We start from the raw sequence: 24429 nt of genomic DNA, 5'->3' as shown, positions 1-24429 counted from the left end.
TTATTCACCTGTATACAAAAAAGGTAACGCTTACATTTATGATTTCCGTCTGCAAGTATTGTCGGATGAACTTTTTCATGCTATTCTAAGATTACTTTTACCCTTTTAGCCAAATCGCTTGTTTTCACAGTATTTTCCTAGAAACTTAGGGCATGATTTACAAATACTGCATGGTTTTTTGTGTGTGATGCCTTACTTTACTACGAGTCGATTTATGCCGTATTTCGAGAGACTTATCTCCTGTAAATTGGTATGATATTCAGTTGAATTGCATTTTTATACACAATTATGCATATTTCGGATTTAGCCCACAATGTGGAATTGTCCCGGAAATAGGATGGCTAGCAGGCTCGACCGTGCCAGAATGCAAGAAGCGTAAGTAAGAGGAGTTTAAATATGTATGGGGGGTGACGGTCAGGCGACTGACCAGAGCAATGAATGAAATTATGCGTAATGAAGGCCGTTTTCAACATCTACTAGGAACCGAACACGACAGCTGCGGTATTATTTGTATTATTGAGAAGAATGGTCATCCTTCCCGTGATAACATCCAAAAGACGATTGATGCCCTTGTTAAAATGGAACATCGTTCTGGATTTATCAATGGTGAAGGCGATGGTTGCGGTATTCTAACAGATATTCCACGTGCTCTCTGGGAAAAGAAGCTAACAGATGCGGGTCTGGACAGCAAACTTGCTTATGACAACCGTTTTTCCGTTGGACACATCTTTGTTCCACGCAAGTTGGATTTGACTGTTACTGAGATTCAAAACGGCATTCGTGAGCTTTTTGCCTCCCATGATGTATCCATTATTCTAGAGCAAGAAAACCTAGTTGATAGCGGCTCATTAGGCGCTAATGGTTTGCTCGATGAGCCTACGTTCTGGCAAATTGCAGCTATCAGCAATAAGACCGAAGGTCAAGTTGCCGATCACCTTTATGAACTGCACATTGCGATTGAAGATCGTTACAACGTTCATGTTGCTACTCTTAGCAATGTAACATCTGCCTACAAAGTACTAGGTGCAGCTAGCATCCTACCTAAATATTTTAACGACTTGCGTGATCCTTTATTTGCATCCCAAGTAACGATTGGTCATAACCGTTATTCAACGAACACATTGTCCAGCTTCTTCCGCGTTCAACCGTTCTCCCTACTTGGACATAACGGTGAAATTAACACGGTGAAGAAACTTCGCCTTGAAGCTGACATGGTTGGCGTTCCGCTTGTAAGCGGCGGGTCTGACTCCCAAGACATGAACAGAACGATTGAAACGTTCATTCACCGTTTTGGATTGTCCCTTTTCGAAGCGATGGAAATGGTGTTCCCTCCTATTATTAATGAAATGAAACAGTTCCGTCCGGAACTTCAAGATCTTTATGTGTACTACCGTCAAGTATGGGGTCACTTTGCACAAGGTCCAGCAGGTATCGTTTCCCGTTACGGTAACGAGTGTATTTTCAGCGTAGATGCGTTAGGTCTTCGTCCTGTTTGGATGGTTGAAAGTGACACGTCCCTGTACTTCTCATCGGAGCAAGGTGTCATTACGGTTGGCGAAATGGTTGCTGATCCGAAGCCAATCGCACCAGGTGAGAAAGTCGGTGTTGTTCTAACACCAGGCGAGCACATTCAAGTAATTCCTTATCATGAAGTTCAATCCCTCGTGTATGAGCGTGTGAGCAAGCGTGTAAATATTGGCGGTCTCCGCTCGTATTTGAACCCTACTCAAACGAATACAGAAGCTGAGCTTAATGAGAATATTGTTACAACTGATCAAGTGTACAGTTCATTTGGTTGGGACCGTGATGGTATTTCACACATCGAATCCATGTCCGAAACAGGCGCTGAGCCCATTCGTTCATTGGGCCATGATTCACCTCATGCAGCTCTTGCGTGGGAACGCCAGAACGTGCCTGACTTCATTAAAGAAAGTGTTGCTGTTGTTACGAATCCGGCTATTGACCGTGACCGTGAAATGGAACACTTCTCTACACGTGTTATTGCTGGAGCTCGTCTTCCGGTATTTGCACAGGTGGATAACAACCTTCGTCTTGAGCTTCTTACTCCGCTTGTTCTTGAAGGAACGAACGGTGTAGGCAGCGAAGAAAACCTGTCCCAACCATCATTGGAGCAATTGCTTGCACAATTCCGTGCACAAGGCGATAACAAAGTAGCTGTTCTATCCACAACTTTCGCTAGAGGGACTTCGCTGAAGGATGGTTTGGCTGCACTTGCTGCCGATGCGATCTCAGCTGTTCGTAATGGCGCGGTGCTGCTCGTCTTGGACGATTCAGAAGCTCACCAAAACGACCGTCTGTGGCTGGATCCGCACCTTGCTGTTTCCAAAATCGATATCGCACTTCGTGCAGAAAAACTCGGTTTCGGCGACAACCTGCGCCGTCAAGTTACACTGATTCTTCGTTCAGCTGCTATTCGCAGTCTGCATGATATCGCGGTAGCTTGTGGTCTCGGTGCAGATGTTATCTCACCTTACTTGTTGTTCTCCACGGCTTCTGATAAAGAAGGCAACGCAGCAGCAGCACGTAAAGTATACGCGGCACTTACGAAAGGGCTTGAAAAAGTCATTTCAACGATCGGTACGCATGAGCTTCGCGGGTACACACGTTTCTTCTCCTCCATCGGCTTCCATCCGGAAGTATCTGAGGTACTGGATATCGTGAACTACCTTGGTAGTGAAAAAGCAGGTACTGGCTTTGCTCAGCTTGAAGCTGAAGCTGAAGCTCGTTACGCAGATTTCATCAACCCGAAAGCGAAAGCAGCGAAAAACTTCCGTTTCTTCCAACGTATGTGGAAAGCGCTAGGCGATGCTGCATCAGGAGCTGCTCCTTACAGCGACTACCGCGACAAACTGCGCGAAGAAGAGAAGAAGAATCCGATTTCCATTCGTCACATTGCGGGCTTCAAAGCAATCAGCGATGGTCGTCAACCACTTGATCCGTCGCAAGTTGATATTTCCATTGGCGGTCATTCCTTGCCGATGTTGATCTCTTCGATGTCCTTCGGTTCACAAAACGAAACAGCTTTCCGTGCCTACGCTGAAGCCGGCGAACGCCTGAACATGGTTACCATGAACGGCGAGGGCGGAGAGATTAAAGATATGCTTGGCCGTTACAAAAGAACGCGCGGAGCACAAGTCGCTTCCGGACGTTTCGGTGTTAACATTGAGCTTGCTAACGCAGTAGCTTTCCTTGAGATCAAAATTGGTCAAGGGGCAAAGCCAGGTGAAGGTGGTCACTTACCAGGTTCCAAAGTTACAGCGAAAATCGCTGAAGCTCGTAACGCTACAATCGGTTCAGACTTGATCTCACCGTCCAATAACCATGATATTTACTCGATCGAGGATTTGGCGCAAATCATTTCCGAGCTTAAAGAAGGTAGCGGTCGTAAAGCCAAAATTATCGTGAAAATCCCAGTTGTTCCTGGTATTGGTACGATTGCCGTTGGTGTTGCCAAAGCTGGCGCTGACGTTATTACCCTTTCTGGTTTCGACGGCGGTACTGGTGCGGCTCGTATTCACTCTTTGACGCACGTTGGTCTTCCAACGGAAATCGGAACTAAACTTGCTCACGTTGCTTTAATTGAAGCTGGTCTTCGTCACCGCGTTGAGCTGTGGTCCGATGGCGGTCTGAAATCAGGCGCTGACGTTGTTAAAATGGTTATGCTTGGTGCAAACCGTGCTGGTTTTGGTAGTATCGCTATGCAATCCATTGGTTGTACAACATGTCGCGGTTGTCATTTGGACACTTGTCACGTTGGTATTGCAACACAAATCGATTCCATGGAAGAAGCCGAAGAAAAAGGTCTTCGCCGTTTCGTACCTCGTCAATTTGATCTAGCTGTTGACAGCTTGGTTCGTTTGTTCGGTTCGATGGGTGAAGAAGTACGTGAAGTCGTTGCTTCCCTTGGTTTCAAAAGTTTACAAGAACTTGTTGGCCGTTCTGATCTTTTGGAGCAGATCAGCCACATCGAGCGTATAGATTTGTCCGATATTCTTCGTCCAGCTCCATTACAGTTCATCTCTGAAGAGACAAGAGCGGCTGAAGCAGCAGCAGTTTCGTCCGATATCCGTATCGCGGCAGGTGCTGAAGGACTTGAATTCTTCCCAGATTCCGTATCGTTCGATGCTCCTGTCGTTCGCAACTGGTCCAAAGTGGACGCCGAGTCCCGTATCCTTGGAACTCGTTATTCCAGCCATCGCGTAAGAGACCGTTTCAACGGCAGCTACGATGAGCTTCCAGCAGTTGCACTTAACTTGATCGATGGTTCCGTTCCTGGTAACGGTCTTGCCGCATTCAATGCGCGTGGCGTAGACATTACAGTACACGGCGGTGCTGAAGACGGTCTTGGTAAAATGGCCTTCGGCGGTAAAGTAGCTATCGTGAAATCACTTGGCAAAAACAATACCTTCATCAATGGTAGCGTTGGTAAATCGTTCGGTTACGGCGCTCAAAAAGGTTTGTTCTTGATCCAAGGCAGTGCAGATACACGTGCATGTATCCGTTTCTCCGGTGCTGACGTTGTATTCGGCGGCGAGATCACAACGCCTCTGCAAGATGAGCTTGGCGGTCTAGCAGCTCGTGCAAACCTTAAAGGCTTTGCGTTCGAGTACATGACAAACGGCCGTGCCGTTGTTATGGGCGATCCAGGTCCATGGATCTGTGCAGGTATGACAGGTGGGGTTATCTACCAACGTCTAGTGCCAGAAATGGGTCTTGATCAAGCAGCTATCGAACGTCGTATTGCTAAAGGTGCCAAAGTTAAACTTGAGCCTATCGGCCTTCAAAGTAAAAAAGATCTTACTGAATTGCTCACTGCTTACCACGCTGAGCTTGCGAACTCCGGTCAATCCGAAGCCGCGGCGAAAATCGAAGGTTTGCTAAGCAATCTAGAAGCTAACTTCATTCGGATCTCCCCGGTCAACATGCAAGCTGACCAATCCGTTGCTACAGAATAGTATCGTTGCACAAAACTCCATCAGACCTTCATTGGTCTGGTGGAGTTTTTTCGTAAAAGTACGTGTAATTGTTGCATAAAATATAGTCATCTATCGCATTTTATTAGTGCAACACCATCCGCGTACCACAGGAGGTTTTCAGCTATGAGCCACTCGAAGCGCCGCCAAGAAGCTGCATGGAAGGGTCGTAAACAAGCTCAACATCCACCACATGGTAAGGTGAAAGCCCTGGCCGAGTTCGCCAGTGAGTATGATGCGGAAAACAAGTAACTAGGATCTCCCCCTCTTCTCCCACACGTTAGAGGGACCAACACAAAGAGCCCGTTCGACCTATTTCTAAGGAAATAAGGTTTTCGGGTTCTTTGTGTTGGGCTGGGTATGCAGGAGAGGCATAGCGCTCGTTACCGGCTTGTGGATCCTATCACCAACGCTTATTTACTTGTCTAAATCAGGCGGAACACGGTGATGTGTAGCTTGTTCAAAGCCGTAGGCGATTTGGATCAAAGTCGGTTCACTGAAGGCTCTGCCCGAAAAAACAACACCAAAGGGCCCGGAGGTCGAATTGCCCCGTGCGTCGGTAACTCCTTCTATGGAGTACCCGGCAGGAACGGAAATCAACGGGTAGCCCAATCGCGCCGCGATATACAGACCATCCACATCACCTGGGAGCAAGAGCGCATCCAGGTCATCTTGGTCTAGTGCATAGTCGATTCCTTGCTGGAGAGGCAGTTCCTTGTAGGCTTGTATCTTCTGACGATAGGTTTCCTCCGTCAAGGTCGTTTCTTGTGAGCGAACGAGTGTGTCCTGCCCGAATTGCAGAGCAGCCTCTGCATGGTTGTGGTTATACGCTATCAGCTCTTCCAAAGAGTGAACAGGTATGTCTTCAGCCAGTCGCGATAAATAGGCATTCAGGCCTTTTTTGAATTCATAGGTGATGGCATCATTGTTCCAGTTTTGCTGTTCCACGTGTAAGCTAACCGGATCTACGATTGTTGCGCCTTCCTTTGTCAATGTTGCAATGGCGGCTTCCATAATGGCTAATCTTCCTTTGTCCAAATGTTGATAATAATGCCGCGGAATACCGATTCTGGCCTTTCGTACAAAACTTGCATCCAAAAACGGTGTGTAGTCTTGCCAAGCGACTTTTCTGCTCGCTAGCGTAGCCGGATCCTCGCTGTCAGCACCTGTTAATGCCCCTAACAAAATAACTGCATCTTTAACCGTCCTAGCTATCGGTCCAGGGGTATCCTGACTGCTTGAGATCGGGATAATCCCCGTACGGCTCACTAGACCAACAGTAGGCTTGATCCCCACTACATAATGCTGGCTTGCTGGTCCAACAATTGAACCTGCCGTCTCTGTACCTAACGAAGCAGCACCTAGATTTGCAGCTATTGCCGCTGCCGAACCTGAGCTAGAACCGCTCACGAACATTTCCCCGGGACCATATGGGTTTAGCACTTGCCCGCCCCGGGAACTATATCCTGCGGGCATGGAGCTGGACATAAAATTCGACCATTCCGACATATTCGTTTTCCCAAGCAAAACGGCACCTGCTGCTCGCAGTTTGGCGGCTACAAATGAATCCTTAGCCGCATACGAATCCGCCAGCGCAATCGATCCAGCACTCGTATGCATGTTATCGTGTGTATCGATATTATCTTTTAGAAGAATCGGTATCCCGTGTAAGTTCCCTCGGCTCCCAGTTTCCTCGCGTTCTTTATCTAAGCCCTTTGCGATTTGAATCGCGTCGGGATTGATTTCTAAGATTGCATTGATGGTAGAATCATACTTGTCAATTCGCTCTAAATATTCACGAACAAGCTCCTCTGAGGTTACTGAGCCTGTCTCCATGGCAGCTTGCATACTTGCTATATCCGCCTCTACAATCCAATCCTTTAGATGCTTAATCACTTGATCGACCTCCAACTGCTTCTTCGTCACTTACTTGTTGTATAGAACTTACCATAAGCAGGGATAGGGCACATATAGAAAGATTAACTATAGTCGAATTAGGCGGTAATTCCCTGTGCATATCCCCTAGCTACGAACCCCATGCAGCTTGCAAATTCGCTCGACTGCACGCAAATGATGCTTGGCATGTCCAACCATCATTTTCAGCAATTGTGCAACGGCTTCTTCCCGATTCGTCGTCCGTATGGTGCGGTCTAATGCATCTGGAAGATACTTGCACAGCTCAATAATATGCTGCCTTGCCGCTCCAAATAACAGAACTTCGGCAGCGATTGGCCGCTCTGCATACTGGAGTCCCTGATGCCAATCATCTGGTTGAAACGAATTTCCTGTGTACATCCGCCCCGGTTCCGCAAGTGCAAATTTCACTTTGTGCATGGTGATCAGCTCCAAATCGATCAGATGCAGCACATGCTCACGTATCGACCACTTGTCATGAACTTCACGTAAGTTAAGCTGTGCATCGGATAAGCCGTCAATGGCTTGATGTAACTCTTCCAAGCCCGCTTCATACATCTTCATAATTTCGATATGAGATGGAAACAGCTCTTCCCAGTAGACCAGTGTATACCCATCAAGGGTCGGAACATGGCGTTCACGAATATGCTCTGACTCCTGACTCCCTATGGCCTGCTGGAAGCCTCTGGCGAGCAAGTTCGACTCCACGTCAGCTACAGAAGCTACACCAATGTAAACAAGGCCTCCAGCTTGTGCTGCGCTGTAATTCGGTCTTAACCAACGGTTCAGAGCCTCATTCGCTTCACACCCCTTCACGACTAGAACAGCCTCATCTGCTGTATCATCCATGTGCAGCAATGCCGCACAGCCCCCCTCATCCTGCTCAAGCAACTCCCAACCTAGCTGACTTCTATAAAAAGCTATCGACGTCTCCAAATTGCTCACGTTGAGCAACAATCTAGCCCGACCGTTCTGCTCCATATGCCCTGCCTCCATTTCCGCACAAAAAAATACGCTCCGTCCTAATTTCGACGGAGCGCATGTAAATGCCTACTTCTTGGCCGCTTGGTAGGCCTCAATATATTGCGCAGCCTTCTTCGCAACAAGGCTGTAGTTTCCTGTTTTGACCGCTTCGCTAGTCAAATCGGAGCCGATGCCGACGGCAACTGCGCCGGCCTGGATCCATTCGCCGAGGTTGCTCAGCGAAACCCCGCCAGTAGGCATAATGTTCGCCTGTGGCAGCGGACCTTTAATGGCCTTAATCATCGCCGGGGAGTACAGATTACCCGGGAAAAGCTTCACGATGTCCACGCCAAGCTCTAGCGCGGCTTGGATATCAGCAATGGTCATGCACCCTGGCATGATCGGCACACGATACCGGTTACACAGTGTAACCGTGCTTGGGTTCAAAGATGGGCCGACAACGAACTCGGCCCCGCTAAGGATCGCGGCACGCGCCGTTTCGGGGTCAAGGGCTGTGCCCACCCCGATAATCGCGTACTTAGACGCGTCCTTCGTTGTGCTCGAGTAGCGCTTCGCCAGCTCCTCGATCGCGCGCAGTGCGAAAGGCACCGTCATCGTGACTTCGATGACTTTGATACCGCCGGCGATCGCTTGATCCGCCATTTCGACGACTTCTTCTGGTGTATCTCCGCGTAGGACGGCAACGACGCCCTCATTTGTAATTTGCTGAAGTAATTGAAGTTTCTTCACTGGTCAACTTCCCTTCTATGTGTAAGCATGTATGATTTAGGTTCCGTATCTTCTTCCGAATAATTAACGTTCAATATGTTTAATGTTGTTAAGTACCGCTGCCACTTGCTCCCACGTCGGAGCGCCTTCCCAGTCGCCTTCCGTCTGCACGATCATGGAACCCACCAGATTCCCAATGCGAACAGCCTCAGGGTACTCATACGCTTTCAGCACGCCCACCAAAAAGCCCGCACAGAACCCATCGCCCGCACCAACGGTATCAATGACTTGCTCTGCTTTAAAGTAAGGCACTGTTGTAATCGTATCTGCTGTCACAACATACGTCACATCTTCTCCACCCTTGACGATGGAAACGGCCGACAATTCGCGCAGCTTGCTAACAATGACATCCCAGTCCTCTGTTTGGTACAGCAGTTTCAGCTCGTCCAGACCTGGCAGGAAAATATCCGAAAGCTTCGCCAGCTCAAGCAGCACAGGACGCGCTTCCTCGATGCTCCATAACTTCAATCGCAGATTCGGATCAAAGCTAACTTTCACGCCATGCTTGCGAGCTAAGCGAACTGCTTCAAAAGCTGCCTCTCTGCACGACTTACTCAAAGCCGGTGTGATACCGGTAATATGCAATATTTTGGCCCCAGCGATGTACGCCTCATCCAAATGTTTCGGGCTCATCTGACTTGCTGCCGAGTTTTTACGATAGTAGTAAACGGACGTTTTGCCCATTAGAACTTCACGCATCATGAGTCCTGTTGGCGCATCGGGCGTCAATTCCGCACGGGAAACATCGACACCTTCACCACGGATTTTTTTGAAAATCATACGACCTAACGGGTCCTTACCTAGTCTGCCGAACCAACCTACATGACCGCCAAGGCGTGAAATGCCGATCGCCACATTGCTCTCTGCACCGCCAAATAGGCTATGCAACTCCGATGAGTACTCTAAGCCCTTACCGCCTGAAGGCATAAGCAGAGCCATTGTTTCTCCAAACGTAATAATATCTGGTCCTGATCCTGATCCTGTATTTACCGACATAGAAGCACTCCATCCATTCCGATCACGACTCGCGTGTCCCGTTAATTGAAACGTTTAAATAAATGAGATATCTCATATTATAGTGGATTTGAACGGATTTCACCAGACTTTTACGACGAGCTGTCTCCGTTCCAAATAGAGGAAAAAACCTCTCGCTGAGTCATCCCTGAGGAAACGACCTTGCAAGAGGTTTTTTTACTTCACATACCCTGTCGCTTGAGCTACTGCGAGCTCGTTCTGGAACTCTTCGTGAATACGTCCATTCGTCGCCATCACGTTACGAACGCCCAAGTGGTAAGGCTTGCCTTCCGTATCCGTCACACGACCGCCTGACTCTGTAATGAGCAAGGCACCTGCTGCAATGTCCCAGGCGTTGAGACCAATTTCCCAAAAGCCGCTAAGACGCCCAGCAGCCACATAGGCCAAATGCAGCGCTGCGGAGCCTGCCACACGGATGTTACGAACTTTCGGCGAAAGCGCCTGAACGCCCTTCAGATTAATAGGCAGCGCTCCATCACGGTCAGCTGGGAATCCAGTAGCGATTAAACTGGTAAGCAGCGTCTCATCTTCGGAGACCTCTGTCTTTTTACCGTGCATATAAGCGCCTTTCCCCTTCTCAGCAACGAATAATTCGTCTCGTGATGGGTCGTAAACGACGCCTACGATGACTTCCCCTTTATGCGCTAATGCAATCGACACGGAGAAGAACGGAAAACCATGAACGAAGTTCGTCGTGCCATCAATTGGATCTACAATCCAGAGATACTCTTCATCACTCATTTCTTGCAATGCTTTGGCTGACGCCTCAGGACCTGGCTCTACGCCTTCTTCCCCAAGGATGGAATGGTTAGGGAAATGCGTCATAATCAAATTACGAATCAACTTCTCAGAACCTTTATCAACCTCGGTCACGAGGTCTTGAGCCGAGAATTTCGTCCCTACATGATTTATATCTCCGAGCTTGGTTTTGATCCACTGACCTGCCTTAGCTGCCGTATTAATAGCTACAGCTGTAAAACTTTTACTACCAACAACAAATGATTCCGTTCCACCATTTACCATATATATCAACTCTTTCTTTTCATTAATTTAGATATTACGTTAAGTATAGTAAATTATACGTTTCTAATACTAGTGCGTTTCATCCTAATTTATTCGTACATTTTCACATTGGCGTGGAATTTAAACGAAAAAAACCGTATCGGCACCAACGCCGTACGGTTTTCTATCTTCTTTTATCTATGAAAATAAAGCCTTTTATATACCAACGATGTGGTATCCGCCGTCTACATAAATAACCTCGCCAGTGATTCCACGGGATAAATTACTCATAAGGAACATCGCCGTATCGCCAACTTCAGCTGTATCTGTCGTTTTACGAAGTGGAGCTTTCTCTTCGACTTGACGCAGGATGGAGTTGAAATCCTTGATGCCTTTGGCAGCCAACGTACGGATTGGACCAGCCGAGATGCCGTTAACGCGGATACCGAATTGGCCAAGATCTGCCGCGAGGTAACGAACGCTAGCTTCAAGCGCAGCTTTGGCAACGCCCATCACGTTGTAGTTCTTCATAGCACGCTCTGCGCCAAGGTACGTCATCGTCATAATGCTTCCGCCTTCGGTCATCAGCGGGTAAATACGTTTGGATACTGCAACGAGGGAGTAAGCACTGATATCATGCGCAAGCGCGAAACCATCGCGTGATGTATCCACAAACAGCCCGTCCAGCTCTTCTGTTTTGGCAAAAGCAATACTATGTACAAGTCCATGCACGACTCCGAACTTCTCTTTGAGTGCAGAAGCCAAAGTATCGATTTCAGCATCTACGGTTACGTTACAAGGCATCAACGTGGAGCCTGGGATCGTATCGGCAAGCTTGCGTACGCGTTCTTCAACGCGCTCGTTTTCGAACGTGAACACCAAATTAGCGCCTTGCGCGGCTAAAGATTGTGCAATGGCCCAAGCGATACTGCGGTCATTAGCAACACCCATTACAAGTATATTTTTTCCGTTTAATAATTGACTCATGGTTCGTAGAAGCCCCTCTCACAATGGGATGGTTAGTCGTTCATTCTCCAAAGTACCCCATTTTGTCCAACAATTCAAGAAAAATATGGGATTAGAGCTGTAGCGACGCTTCATTGAGGGCTGTGACGCCTTCTTGTTCCTTGAGGTCCTCCATGAGCTTGAAAAGAGCACTATCCTTCATCTTCGCTTCGATCATGATATCGAGCTTTGGCGTGATGGGTGCTATAGCTTTTAGAAAATTGTATAAGGGCCCTACTTCCACATAGTCGGCATGACTTCTTGGTTCTGTTTCGCCTTTGGGGCTGGAAACGTGAATTTTGGGTGGGAGCGAGGATGATGCATCATCTAGGTTCAAGCGTGCGCGTTTTAGCCAGGTTTCTTGAATGCGAGGCCACAGCTCGACTGCGTCTTCGCCATTGTTATTGACTGCATGATGATGCACATCCAATACCATGGGAGCACCGACTTCCTCAGCAATCTCGAGCGTCTCAAGGGCATTGAACGTTTTGTCGTCATTTTCGAGCGTGATTCGCTGTTGAATGGGCATACGCATGGCGGTGAAGCTTTGAACAAATCGCTTCGCGGACTTAATTTTATCCCCATAGGAGCCGCCAACATGGATGTTGCACATGGCTTCCATACCAAGCCCCATGGCATTGAGCATGGCGGAGTGACGTTCCAAGTCTTCGACCGATTTCTGGAGCACATCCTTTCTCGCGGTGCTGAGCACGGTGAAGTGATCGGGATGGAAGCTAACACGCATGTTATTCTGCTTGGCATAGCTGCCAAGCTCCTCAAACTCCGCCGATAGGGATGGAATCGGGTCCCAGTCACCCAGCATCTCATGGCCAATCAGCGGGATGAATCGGGAAGAAAATCTAAACACCATGATGTCATGAGCACGATTATGTTTGAGCAATCGGAGCGTATTATGTAAGTTCTCAGCGCCGATGCGCTGCAGCTTGCGAATAGCTGCCTCGCGATCGAGCAGCTTGCTGAAATTTGTTGCCGTCATCGTCTTGGACGGAGAAGCATTCTTTACCACAGTGGACATGGCTACGTATCCTAGGCGAATAAGCATGTTCGGTTAACCTCCAGGTTCGATTGCAAATGGATTGTATTAGATTACCCTAGCTAAAAGGTGTACATACAAAAAGCCCCTCCGACATTTAAATGTCAGAAGGGGCTTTTGTACGATGGAGATCTGATTAATGCTCGTATTTAATCACTTGACGCGCAAGTATACCGGCTGGATTGCAAACGGCTAAGGTGTCCTGCGGTTGGTCAATAACTACCGGTATGCCATTAATAAGCACGATGGCTTTCTCTATGCTTGCTCTCCGAAAAACATTTCGAACGCAAGCGAAGTTTGAATACGAGCTTCTTCTTCGGTTAACCGACGAATGAGCTCCATTTCCACTTGTGTAACCTCTTCACCTTGGAAATTGATTTCCGCGATGGAGGCAACGATACGCACGATGGCGATCGCTTGATTCTCAGGCGTGTACGCGATAACCTTCTGGCCTGTTGGGAAAACGCGGAAGCCGCTTTTCACCATTTTGCCGCGGCCATACTCCAGCAGCTCGTAGAGCTCTTGCTCGGACTTAAACTTACAAACTGAATTGAATTCCGTTTGAAAACCCATGGTTTATCTACTCCGCATCGAAAGAATATTGGATATTTTGTTTAGCTGCGTGGCGCTCAAGCGCCAAACGAATAAGATCGTCCAGCAGCTCTTTATAAGGTTTACCTGTCTCTTGCCATAGCAATGGGTACATGCTGAATGGGGTGAAGCCAGGCATCGTATTAATTTCATTGATATAGATTTTCTGATCTATTTTGCCTAGGAAAAAGTCCACACGTGACAAACCGCTGCCATCAACCGCCAGGAACGCACGAAGCGCCAGCGCTCTGACCTCATCCGACACCTCTTGGGAGATCTCGGCAGGAATAATCATGGCTGATTTACCATCCAGATATTTGGCTTTGTAATCGTAGAATTCATTCGAAGATACGATCTCACCTACTACCGAAGCGATAGGCTCATCATTCCCCAGAACGGCAACTTCGATTTCACGGGCATCGATATTTTCTTCAATAATAACTTTGCGATCATATTGGAAAGCAAAAGCAACTGCCGCGATCAGCTCTTCTTGATTTCTAGCTTTGGAAATCCCAACGCTTGAACCTAAGTTAGCCGGCTTCACGAAGCATGGGTAGCCAATCGCTGTCTCCAGTTCCATCAGGTGATAAGCGCGGTTCTTCTCCCACTCGGTACGGGTAAAATGGCGGAAAATGCACTGCGGAAGTCCTTCCTGCGCGAAAACCTTCTTCATCATGACTTTATCCATGCCGACAGCAGAAGCCAGTACACCAGCACCTACATATGGGATGTTCGCCATCTCCAAAAGTCCTTGAATCGTCCCATCTTCCCCAAACGTTCCATGTAATAGCGGGAATACGACATCTAGTCCGAGATCCTCCGCTCCAGCAGAAGTAATAGAAGAAACAGCTACGTCACCCTTCGTTTGAATACTACCAAAAATCGGTGCCAGTGCGTTGGAAGCAGGAGCTCCAGCATCTTCCGTACTGAAGGTCAGCGCTTCCTTGGACTCAGCAGGACCTAAAAGCGGCGTTCCGCTTCTCCACTCGCCTTTTTTGGATATATAAAACGGTGTTATCTCATATTTCGTGAAGTCCACAGCTTTCATAACCGCCAATGCTGTTTGCAAAGACACGTCATGCTCACCGGATTTCCCTCCATAAATTAAACCAATTCGTATTTTGCGGCTCATTACGTACCTCCGTCTAGTATTTACAAATCTCTATGCCATCTTACATTTCATCAGCAACATGAATGAACGTGTATTTCGTCCGTTCCGACCAAGCAGGTGAATCCTTGTATGCCCAGTACCGATTACGGCTATTAAAGGTATGCGCATTAACAAGCGGCATCCCATTGGCATCTTTACCTATTACGATTGTATTGTGCTGGAAGCGACCATCGCCATCCCAATCATAGCTGATGGTGTCTCCTGGCTGTAGCTCCCAAGCGTCCTTAACGACTGTACCTGTCAAACCATGCTTATGAGGACGTTCCAAGTAATGATGCAAGCTGTTGGCTACTGCCCAACTATAGCTCCAAAGCTCTTGATGCCCTTTTTTGCCAGCATACCACCAGCCCGAATCCCTTTTCCCAGTATAGTCCATTGGAGCCCCGCCTGCAAAGAGGCATTGCGAGACATAATTCGTGCAATCTACTTCAAAATACTCATAACTCGGATTCGGTGTTTGCCACCATTTTTCCGCATATTGGACGGCTTTGGGACGATTATAAATGATTTTGCGGTGAGCGGATTCCAGACCACTCGTATTGCGTATACTAGGATTGATATAAGGAAGAGATGGTGAGCTGCGCTGGGTGTCTAGGAACGTCTCATTCTCTGACAAATGGAAGCTGCGGCCGCGGCTGGGCTGGGACTTTTCGCTTTGTAAAAGCTCCGCGCTTTGAACTTTCCAGCCTAAAGCATTTTGCTCGATGATCACGCGTTCTGACTCTATATGCTCCTCCTGATGTTCTATTAAACCAATTTGATAGGTCAAAAACCGATGCAACTGGATATCCGCAATAATACCATATGGCAATTCCTTAACACCTTGCATACGGAGCTTGGTTTCTCCGCGCAGCAGCTTAGCGTCACGTTCTCGGTAACTGTTCAGGAGCCTTCGCACCTTGACATCCTGTTTCCGTACATAAGCGCTGTCCGAGACAAATGCTTCCAAGGGTGCGGATGAGCCCTCAAGCTCAGCCTGATTTTTCGCATGAATGTAATTGTAGAGCGCTGTTTTCCAGGACATCTTGGTATCCCTCCTTAGCTTTTATTAAGGTTTTTATACGTTTTGTTAGGACAAGCCCGAATTGCTTTGAATTGATTCAATATATGACATTTTGACGGTAAAAATGATTGAAATTAATCTTTACTCACACGTGGCGAAGCGCTATACTTGAAGTAGAGGGAATTATGAAATCGAGTTTCACTAGATGAAATTCGATGGCATGGTTAGATATTATAATTTGAGGAGGAACTACCTATGTCCAATAAGGACTCTTTTTCTGTGCGCAAGCAGTTAACTGTCGGCACGAAATCGTTCCAGTATTACAGCCTTCCTGACTTTGAAAGCCAAGGTCACGGCACAATTAGCAATCTGCCAGTTTCGATCCGCGTATTGCTTGAAGCTGCCGTTCGTCAATTCGACGGTCGCGCGATTACAAGTGAGCACGTGAAGCAAATCGCTGGCTGGGCTGAAGGCCGCGATGAGAACAAAGAAATTCCGTTCATTCCTGCTCGTATCGTTCTTCAAGATTTCACAGGCGTTCCAGTCGTCGTTGACCTTGCGGCAATGCGTGCGACTATGGCTCGTGAAGGTGGAGATCCTAGACGTATTAACCCACTTGTTCCTGTTGACCTTGTAATTGACCACTCTGTCATGGTTGATGCTTTCGGTTCCCCGGATGCACTCGACATGAACATTAACTTAGAATTCGAAAGAAACGAAGAGCGTTACCGCTTCTTGCGTTGGGCACAAACCGCATTTGATAACTTCCGTGCAGTGCCACCTTCAACAGGTATCGTTCACCAAGTAAACTTGGAGTACTTGGCATCTGTTGCAGCTACGAAAACAATTGACGGCGAAACTGTCGTGTACCCGGATTCCCTCGTAGGTACAGACTCCCATACAACTATGATCAACGGTCTTGGTGTTGTAGGTTGGGGCGTTGGCGGTATCGAAGCGGAAGCTGGTATGCTTGGTCAACCTCTATACTTCGTAGCTCCAGACGTTGTTGGTTTTAAATTGACAGGTCAATTGGCAGAAGGCGCTACAGCAACTGACTTGGCTTTGACAGTTACACAAATTTTGCGTAAAAAAGGCGTTGTTGGTAAATTCGTTGAGTTCTTCGGTCCTGGACTAAGCAACATTTCCTTGGCTGACCGTGCAACAGTTGCGAACATGGCTCCTGAGTACGGCGCAACAATCGGTTTCTTCCCTGTTGATAACGAAACATTGAACTACTTGCGTGCTACTGGCCGTGAGGAAGAGCAAATCGCGCTTGTAGAAGCTTATTACAAAGCACAAGGCATGTTCCGCACAGACAGCACACCAGATCCAGTGTTCACAGATGTTCTTGAGCTTGATCTTAGCACGGTAGTTCCAAGCTTAGCTGGTCCTAAACGTCCGCAAGATCGCGTAGAACTTACGAACATGAAAGAATCTTTCAACGCTATCATCCGTACACCGATCGAAAAAGGCGGATACGGCTTGACCGAAGAGAAAGTTGCTGAAGTTGTTGATGTTGTGTATCCAAATGAAACAGTTAAAATGGGTACTGGCGCAGTCGTCATCGCGGCGATTACTTCCTGTACGAACACTTCCAACCCAAGCGTTATGATCGGTGCTGGTCTCGTAGCGAAAAAAGCGGTAGCTCTCGGTTTGAAAAAACCAGCTTTCGTAAAAAGTTCTTTGACTCCAGGTTCCCTTGTTGTTACTGAGTACCTGATTAAAGCAGGCCTTCTTGAGTCCCTAGAAGCTCTTGGCTTCCACGTTGCAGGTTACGGCTGTGCAACTTGTATCGGTAACTCCGGTCCGCTTCCGGACGAAGTTAGCAAAGCGATTATCGACAACGATATGACAGTTGCTGCTGTTATCTCCGGTAACCGTAACTTTGAAGGCCGCGTACACGCACAAGTAAAAGCGAACTACCTTGGATCACCTCCATTAGTTGTTGCTTATGCTCTTGCAGGTACTGTGAACATCGATCTTGCGACAGATCCAATCGGTAGTGACCACACTGGTAAACCTGTCTACTTGAAAGATATCTGGCCTACAAACCAAGAGATTCAAGATGCTCTTAACATTGCTATGAGCCCTGACATGTTCCGCGACAAATACAGCAATGTATTCCGCGCTAACGAACGTTTCAACCAAATTCAAATCCCTGAAGGCGATCTGTACGAGTTCGACACGAACTCCACATACATCCAAGAGCCTCCTTTCTTCACAGACCTAGGCACAGTTCTTGATGATATCGCTGATATCCGCAGCGCAAAAACACTAGCACTTATGGGCGATTCCGTAACAACGGATCACATCTCCCCTGCTGGTAACATCAAAGTAGACAGCCCTGGAGGCCAATACTTGATCAACCATGGTGTAAAAAGAGAAGACTTCAACTCCTACGGTTCCCGTCGTGGTAACCACGAAGTGATGATGCGCGGTACGTTCGCGAACATTCGTATTCGTAACCAAGTGGCTCCAGGAACTGAAGGCGGCGTTACAACTTACTTGCCAACTGGCGAAGTTGAATCCATCTACGATGCTTCCATGAAGTATCAAGCTGAAGGCCAAAACCTTGTCGTTATCGCAGGTAAAGAGTACGGAACTGGTTCTTCCCGTGACTGGGCAGCCAAAGGTACTTTCTTGCTAGGCGTTAAAGCTGTTATCGCTGAAAGCTTCGAGCGTATCCACCGTAGTAACCTTGTTGGAATGGGTGTTCTTCCACTTCAATTCGTTAACGGCGAAAGCTGGAAAACGCTAGGTATTACAGGCCGCGAAACATTCGACATCACAGGCCTTAGCAACGACGTACAACCAGGTTCAACAGTAAAAGTTACTGCAACTCGTGAAGATGGCACTAGCTTCGAATTCACAGCTCTTGTGCGTTTGGATAGCTTGGTAGACGTAGACTACTACCGTAATGGTGGTATCCTGCAAACCGTTCTTCGTTCGATTCTTGCAGAAAACAAAAACTAATCCTAAACAACCAGCAAAACACACACAAAAAAAAGCTCGGGATTGCCTTCATGGCATCTCGGGTTTTTTCCTATTTATGGAAATAGTTGTGATTAATTCGCTCATTTTCATCAAAAATTGAGCCTGCTCAACCCTTACTGCCCCAAGGGATTGACTTACATTTCCAGAAACTGCGGGTTGAGACGATGTATATCGGCCCCTATACTGAGGAAAGCGAAAGGGGAGATGAAGATGATGTTGATTAAAAAACTAGTCGTAGTCGCACTCGTAGCTTCCTTTGGTTTAGGGATGAATGCAGGTACGTGGAGCCCGAAGGTATCCGCAGCAGAAGCTACGACTTTAAAGCAAGGCACACAAAATGGTGACGTATGGGACGCACAATTCCGACTAAAAACTTTAGGCATTTATGAGCCTTCTATAGATGGAAAATATGGTCCAATTACAGCCGCGGCAGTTCGTAACTTCCAAACGAATTATGGACTTAGTGTGGATGGGATCGTTGGTGCGAAGACATGGGAGTACTTGCGTAAATTCACGGTGAATCAAGCTGAGCTGGATATGCTAGCTAAAGTTATTTACAGTGAAGCACGCGGTGAATCCTATGAGGGTCAAGTGGCTGTTGGAGCGGTTGTTATGAACCGATTAAAATCCAGTCAGTTTGAGAATACCATTCAAGGCATCGTATTCGAAGTTGGCGCCTTTACGGCAGTCAGCGATGGCCAATATAATTTAACACCGGATAGTCAAGCTTATAAAGCTGCACTAGAAGCTGTTCGCGGCTGGGACCCAACGGGTGGCGCGCTTTACTATTTCAACCCGAAGACAGCGACAAGCGCATGGATCTGGACTCGTCAACAAACGGTACAGATAGGGAATCATATTTTCGCAAAATAAGATCGCCTGAAAAATGCGATGTAATAGAAAACACCTCTAGATGAAGCCGCTGGTGAAGCGAGCTTATGTAGAGGTGTTTTTTTCACAGAGAGACAGCTTGGCCAGTTCACTCAGGTATCAGCCTGCTCTTCATACCAAGGATTTAAGTGGACTAACACCTCATCCACATCGTTATGGGCTTCTTTAATTTTCTGCTTAATACTACGGCTGATGTCATGACCCTCTTGAATCGTCAGTTGGCCTGGAACACCAAGTCTCGCATCAACTAATATGTAATGGCCATGTTCCCTCGCTCGTAGTCGATCAATCCGCTTGACCTCTGGTACAGTACGAATCAGCTGGGCATATTGCTCGATATAGGTCGAATTCACACTACGCTCCATCAAAATATCGAAAGACTCGCTGCCCATTTCGTACGCCAGCTTCAATACAAGAAATGAAACGATAATACCCGCTACAGGATCACCATACGCCAAGTAGCTAAAGTTGTAGTGATCTCCTAGCAATGCCAAGCCAATCCCTACCGAAGCTGCAATTGAGGCGTACACATCTGCCAAATGGTCGTAGGCCGTGGCAATCAACCCTTTGCTATTGAGCTTCTGTCCTATTCGCATCGTATAGACATAGAGAATTTGTTTCCAGACGAGGGAAACGATAGCCGCACAAAAGGCAATGATATGCGCCTCACCCGCTGGTTCGAATAAGGCATGAATCGAATGATAGCCCATATAGATAGCGGCTCCGCCTAATATAATGGCAACAATAAAAGCGCCGAGTACCTCCGCTTTCCCATGTCCATAAGGATGCTCTACATCCGCTGGCTTTGAGGACACGCGCATGGAGCTATACGCGGTTGCCGTCGCGATAACGTCTCCAGCATTATGAATGCCGTCGGCAATTAGCACTTGGCTATTAAACAGAAGGCCGACAATGATTTTGATCGCAGTCAGCACAATGTTACTGGCCAGGCTTACCCAAATCGCCAGCATCGAGGCTGTCTTCTTCATGACTTCCACTCCCTTCCCACATTTAGTATGGCTTTTCAGCGGCAAAGCATCCGTCCATGTTGGTAGGTAGTGGGATTACTGAGTGGATGGGGATAGGGGGTAATTGCGACGAAACGGTTTGATGATGACGGTGACTACGATGGGGATGGTGAGGTGATGTGGAATGTTATCTGGGATATCCTGGGGTTCGACTATTTGTGAGATAGAGCTGTGGAAAGTGCTTATTTGAGATAAACCTGCGGGATATCGCGGGCTAAGGTGATTGATGGAACTAGAATAAAAAGTAGACACCTTGTTAAGAGATGAGGATAATAATCTTATCAGGAGGTGTTCATTTTGGGTGAACAGCGGCAACGGTATAATGATGAATTTAAACAACAGACGGTAAAATTTATTCAAGAACAAACGAAGTCGGTAACGCAGATAGCCGAGGAATTGAACATTCCGGCAGGAACACTGCACCAATGGGTAGCGAAATATCGACAGTTTGAAAGTGAGTCAATTGCAACACCAGAAAGACTCCGCCAGTTAGAACAGCTTTTGAAAGAGAAAGACCGCGAACTTGCAGATAAAGATCGCCTCATTGCAGATGCTCAAGAAGAACTTGCGATCGTAAAAAAGGCCGTACACATCTTCAGCAAACCAAAGAACTAAGGTTCCAGTTCATTGAAAAGCATCGTTCCGAATTTTCAATGGAGAAGATGTGTCAAACGCTTGAGGTTTCCCGGAGCGGTTACTATAAATGGTTACTTGGAAAAGAGGCGGTGAATAGCTACCAGAAGCGCAGAACTGCGCTCTTAGCTCGAATCACGTTCATATTTCATGACCATTTTGGTAGGTATGGCAGCCCTAAAATCACAGAGACACTCGTGCGTGAAGGCTGGACGGTATCTGAACGACTAGTTGGTTCACTAATGAAAGCCAATGGGCTTCGTTCCTGCGTTTCTAAGAAGTTTCGAGTGAACACGACGGATTCAAACCACGATTCACCGATTGCACCTAACTTGCTAAATCAAAATTTTCAAACAACCGCACCTAACAAAGTCTGGGTCACTGACATTACCTATATTCCGTGCCGTGAAGGCCGGTTGTATTTAGCTAGTGTTTTAGATCTTTACACGCGCAAAATTGTAGGTTGGAAGCTCGGAGACCGCATGACAACAGAGTTAGTCCTGGCTGCACTAGACCAAGCTTATGTGGCGCAGCAACCCCCAGTAGGGCTTGTGCATCACTCAGATCGAGGCTCACAATATGCCTCGGAAGATTACCGCGAAAGACTTGAAACCTACAAAATGAAAGCAAGTATGAGCCGAAAAGGCAACTGCTACGATAATGCCTGCATCGAATCCTTCCACAGCGTATTAAAGAAGGAGTTTGTTTACTGTACGAAATTTTGGACAAAGGCACAGGCTCAACAGGACATGTTCGAGTACATTGAACTCTTTTACAACCGTAAAAGAATCCATGGTTCTTTGGGCTATGTCTCGCCTGATCGATTTGAAGAACTATATTACAAAAGCGTTAGTTAATTTCTCTTAGTAGGTGTCTACTTTCTTGACAGAGGTCCATGAAAGTGCTTATTTCCTGCTTTATGTGCCTTTTTGAGCGTAAACACGGGAAATAAGCACTCCTTGAGTGCTTATTTGAGATAAACTCATGATATCCCACGAGTTAAGGTGATTGAAAGTGCTTATTTCTTGCTTTACGCGCTATTCTTGGCGTAAATGCGAGTTAAGACGACTGCAGGTGCTTAGCGCAGCATCGTGCCCATCCGGCGCGCCGCCTCCATAATCGTCGGCGCCTGCTCTTGCATCAGCTCCAGCGTGAGCCTGTTCGCTGGACCCGAGACCGCCAGGGCGGCCACTAGTCGGCCGCCGCGGTCGAGAATCGGCGCGGACACAGCCGCCGCGCCAGGCTCGCGCTCTTCGACGCTCGTGGCGAAGCCCGCGCGTCTTGTGTCGCTGAGCTGCTGCAGGTATGCCTGCGTGTCTAACCCTGTCGGCCAGTCGGCCGAGGTTAGCAGCTGCTCCAGCAGCCCTGGCTCAGCAAAGGCGACGAGCACCTTGCTCGAGGCGCCGACGTAAAGCGGCATTCGCGCCCCGACAGGGGCCACACGGCGAATGGCATGGTTGCTCTGCACGGCTTGGATGCGCACGCGCACTAGGCCGTCCTGCACGTACAGCGAGATCGTTTCGCCGAGCTGATCGCGCAGCCGTTCCATCTCCGGTAGCAGAATAATGCCGGGGTCTCCCTCTTTGGACAGGTTAGCCGAAAGCTCCCAGAGCCGGTAGCCCAGTCTGTACTTATCCGTTGCTTCATCACGCATGATGAAGCCCTTGCCTTCAAGCGATGCGAGAAGGCGATGCACGGTGCTTTTGTGAAGCTGCACACGTGTAGCAATTTCGGTTAACGTCAATTCTGACGCCCCCGTGAAACAAAGCATAATATCTAAAGCGCGCTCAACAGCACGCACGGTCAGCTTGCCATCTTCCATAGAAGAGTCACCACCTTTATAAGCCAAACTGTTTCACTATATGAAACCTTGTTATGTTCAGTATAACGAAACTACGTGGAACCGTAAAGGTCAAACGCCTCTTTTTCCCATTATTACAGAACCGTTACAATAGGCTTACAAATGCCACATCTACATTGACTTGAAAGCGCATTCAGAATAATATTAAAGTACACCAACACTTATCAGAATATTTAAACAATTAACTCTCCCTTCCTATTTTACACCTCTAACTAGCAGAATTTCACATACACATTTTCACGGAGGGAGGCTTCATCGATGTCTACAACTACACTAAATCCTGTAACGGGATCGCTGCAACCCACTCTTGATCAGGTTACACAACCTTTTTTACGCAGGAAAAAACTAATCGCCACAACTTTTTTAGTTTTATTAATGCTATGCACCTCAGTCGTACTCATCTTCCACGCTTACATTGCTTGGACCTTGGCTAGGCCACATATTGAGCCTCTACATTCGAATCCGATGAAAGCTGTCCGACTTCCTTATACGAACATTTCATTTCCCAGTCTAAACGGTAAATCCAACTTAGATGGCTGGTTCATCGCAGCAGCAGGCTCGAGTAAAACCGTCATTTTCTCACATGGCTATGGAGGCAATCGTGAAGAAGAATGGGTTCCTTTGTACACCTTAGCCCGCGAGCTTCATAAAAAGCAGTATAACGTTCTCATGTTTGACTATGGCTACGTGAATCCCACTAGTAGTCGCCTCATGACCGGCGGTGTTCAGGAATCCCAAGAGCTGCTTGGGGCCATTGATTACATCAAACAATCTACTGGCGGTTCGATTTTTATTTGGGGCTTTTCCATGGGGGCAGGCACTGCCTTACAGACGGCTCTACAGCAAAACGGAGATATTTCAGGGATGATCCTAGACAGCACATTTCTGCTGAACTCAGACACCCTTTATCAAAATATAAATCAAATCGTGCACCTACCCAAATACCCTTCTTTACCCCTGGTGCGTCTCTTCTTTCCTTTATTAAATGGCGTAAGCTTGCATGACGTGCCCTTCTCGAAAGTGACCACAACGTCATATGAGATGCCGATCTTCATGATTCATGGCACAAATGACAACAAAGCTCCCCATGTCTTAGTTGAAGCGATGTTCAAGCAGCAACACAATAGCGCCTCTAAGCTATGGATTCTCCCTAATGCGCAGCACGAACTTCTGTACCGCGCTGAGCCCAAAACGTATGTGAGCCGCACGATGGACTTCCTTAGCAGTATTGAACCATCGGCCACATCCGAGCACGTTAACGCTGGTATTCCCTCCTCCCTATAAAATCGACCTCTGATGAGGTCGGTATTTTTTTGGCCATTTACCGGCTTGCATACCTATACGAGCCTATACGAAAAAGAGGTAAGCAGCGCTTACCTCTCATCAACAAATTGGCCAACTTCTCAACCGTATGCGCCTGCGTCGCGACTTAACTGGAAAACCTACAGCTAATTTCTGCTTATTTTATTAATTTTTGAATTTAGATGGAAAAGGTACAGCT

At 47.5% G+C, this 24429-nt stretch carries 19 protein-coding genes; 7 read left to right on the top strand and 12 right to left on the bottom strand.

What is annotated here, in order from left to right; translation table 11 throughout:
• Window positions 1–446: 446 nt before the first annotated feature.
• Window positions 447–4976, top strand: coding sequence for a glutamate synthase-related protein (locus ACSQ8O_RS33270; RefSeq protein ID WP_436245203.1), 4530 nt, complete (start codon window positions 447–449; stop codon window positions 4974–4976).
• A gap of 144 nt (window positions 4977–5120) precedes the next feature.
• A complete protein-coding gene (locus ACSQ8O_RS33265; protein WP_235549887.1) occupies window positions 5121–5246 on the top strand; it encodes a DUF6254 family protein in 126 nt (41 codons plus the stop codon).
• Window positions 5247–5411: 165 nt separating this feature from the next.
• Here the strand turns inward: ACSQ8O_RS33265 and ACSQ8O_RS33260 are convergent, their stop codons facing one another.
• The 10 genes from ACSQ8O_RS33260 to ACSQ8O_RS33215 form a co-directional block, all read right to left on the bottom strand.
• On the bottom strand, window positions 5412–6890 hold the full coding sequence (locus tag ACSQ8O_RS33260; RefSeq protein ID WP_436245183.1) for an amidase family protein: 1479 nt from the start codon (window positions 6888–6890) through the stop codon (window positions 5412–5414).
• Between the two features lie 126 nt (window positions 6891–7016).
• Window positions 7017–7889, bottom strand: coding sequence for a DinB family protein (locus ACSQ8O_RS33255; RefSeq protein WP_436245182.1), 873 nt, complete (start codon window positions 7887–7889; stop codon window positions 7017–7019).
• Between the two features lie 69 nt (window positions 7890–7958).
• Window positions 7959–8621, bottom strand: a complete 663-nt coding sequence (locus ACSQ8O_RS33250) for a bifunctional 2-keto-4-hydroxyglutarate aldolase/2-keto-3-deoxy-6-phosphogluconate aldolase (RefSeq protein ID WP_436245181.1) — start codon at window positions 8619–8621, stop codon at window positions 7959–7961.
• Between the two features lie 63 nt (window positions 8622–8684).
• Window positions 8685–9656, bottom strand: a complete 972-nt coding sequence (locus tag ACSQ8O_RS33245; RefSeq protein ID WP_436245180.1) for a sugar kinase — start codon at window positions 9654–9656, stop codon at window positions 8685–8687.
• Window positions 9657–9851: 195 nt separating this feature from the next.
• Complete coding sequence (locus ACSQ8O_RS33240) at window positions 9852–10718, bottom strand: inositol monophosphatase family protein (protein WP_436245179.1); 867 nt, start codon at window positions 10716–10718, stop codon at window positions 9852–9854.
• Between the two features lie 195 nt (window positions 10719–10913).
• Window positions 10914–11684 (bottom strand): enoyl-ACP reductase FabI, encoded by a 771-nt coding sequence (gene fabI / locus ACSQ8O_RS33235; RefSeq protein ID WP_028555353.1) that lies wholly within the window; start codon window positions 11682–11684, stop codon window positions 10914–10916.
• A 91-nt stretch (window positions 11685–11775) separates the two neighbouring features.
• Window positions 11776–12765, bottom strand: a complete 990-nt coding sequence (gene uvsE / locus ACSQ8O_RS33230; RefSeq protein ID WP_436245178.1) for a UV DNA damage repair endonuclease UvsE — start codon at window positions 12763–12765, stop codon at window positions 11776–11778.
• 246 nt (window positions 12766–13011) lie between these two features.
• Window positions 13012–13329, bottom strand: coding sequence for a hypothetical protein (locus tag ACSQ8O_RS33225; protein WP_056617576.1), 318 nt, complete (start codon window positions 13327–13329; stop codon window positions 13012–13014).
• 7 nt (window positions 13330–13336) lie between these two features.
• Window positions 13337–14479 (bottom strand): D-alanine--D-alanine ligase, encoded by a 1143-nt coding sequence (locus tag ACSQ8O_RS33220; RefSeq protein WP_436245177.1) that lies wholly within the window; start codon window positions 14477–14479, stop codon window positions 13337–13339.
• A 40-nt stretch (window positions 14480–14519) separates the two neighbouring features.
• A complete protein-coding gene (locus ACSQ8O_RS33215; RefSeq protein ID WP_436245176.1) occupies window positions 14520–15542 on the bottom strand; it encodes an amidase domain-containing protein in 1023 nt (340 codons plus the stop codon).
• Between the two features lie 234 nt (window positions 15543–15776).
• Between ACSQ8O_RS33215 and acnA the strand changes: the two genes are divergently transcribed.
• Window positions 15777–18494, top strand: coding sequence for an aconitate hydratase AcnA (gene acnA, locus ACSQ8O_RS33210; protein WP_436245175.1), 2718 nt, complete (start codon window positions 15777–15779; stop codon window positions 18492–18494).
• A gap of 225 nt (window positions 18495–18719) precedes the next feature.
• Window positions 18720–19388 carry a spore cortex-lytic enzyme gene (sleB, locus tag ACSQ8O_RS33205; protein ID WP_436245174.1) on the top strand — a complete coding sequence of 223 codons (669 nt, stop codon included), beginning with the start codon at window positions 18720–18722 and terminating at the stop codon, window positions 19386–19388.
• Between the two features lie 110 nt (window positions 19389–19498).
• Here the strand turns inward: sleB and ACSQ8O_RS33200 are convergent, their stop codons facing one another.
• On the bottom strand, window positions 19499–20395 hold the full coding sequence (locus tag ACSQ8O_RS33200) for a cation diffusion facilitator family transporter (RefSeq protein ID WP_436245173.1): 897 nt from the start codon (window positions 20393–20395) through the stop codon (window positions 19499–19501).
• A 336-nt stretch (window positions 20396–20731) separates the two neighbouring features.
• Here ACSQ8O_RS33200 and ACSQ8O_RS33195 point away from each other — a divergent pair, with 336 nt between their 5' ends.
• Together ACSQ8O_RS33195 and ACSQ8O_RS33190 are read left to right on the top strand one after the other, a co-directional pair.
• A complete protein-coding gene (locus tag ACSQ8O_RS33195) occupies window positions 20732–21049 on the top strand; it encodes a transposase (RefSeq protein WP_436241275.1) in 318 nt (105 codons plus the stop codon).
• An 11-nt stretch (window positions 21050–21060) separates the two neighbouring features.
• The gene (locus ACSQ8O_RS33190; protein ID WP_436241980.1) at window positions 21061–21924 is read left to right on the top strand and encodes an IS3 family transposase; all 864 of its coding nucleotides are present in this window, start codon (window positions 21061–21063) and stop codon (window positions 21922–21924) included.
• Between the two features lie 221 nt (window positions 21925–22145).
• On the opposite strand, the gene ACSQ8O_RS33185 is transcribed toward ACSQ8O_RS33190, so the two are convergent.
• Window positions 22146–22889, bottom strand: coding sequence for an IclR family transcriptional regulator (locus ACSQ8O_RS33185; protein WP_056617559.1), 744 nt, complete (start codon window positions 22887–22889; stop codon window positions 22146–22148).
• Window positions 22890–23186: 297 nt separating this feature from the next.
• On the opposite strand from ACSQ8O_RS33185, the gene ACSQ8O_RS33180 reads away from it, so the two are divergent.
• Complete coding sequence (locus ACSQ8O_RS33180) at window positions 23187–24212, top strand: alpha/beta hydrolase (protein WP_436245172.1); 1026 nt, start codon at window positions 23187–23189, stop codon at window positions 24210–24212.
• Window positions 24213–24429 lie beyond the last annotated feature (217 nt).

The sequence above is a fragment of the Paenibacillus sp. LjRoot56 genome (genome assembly GCF_964253335.1).
Lineage (GTDB): Bacteria > Bacillota > Bacilli > Paenibacillales > NBRC-103111 > Paenibacillus_E > Paenibacillus_E allorhizoplanae.
Note: the sequence above shows the minus strand (reverse complement) of the source record. Positions and strands in the feature narration are given on the sequence as shown.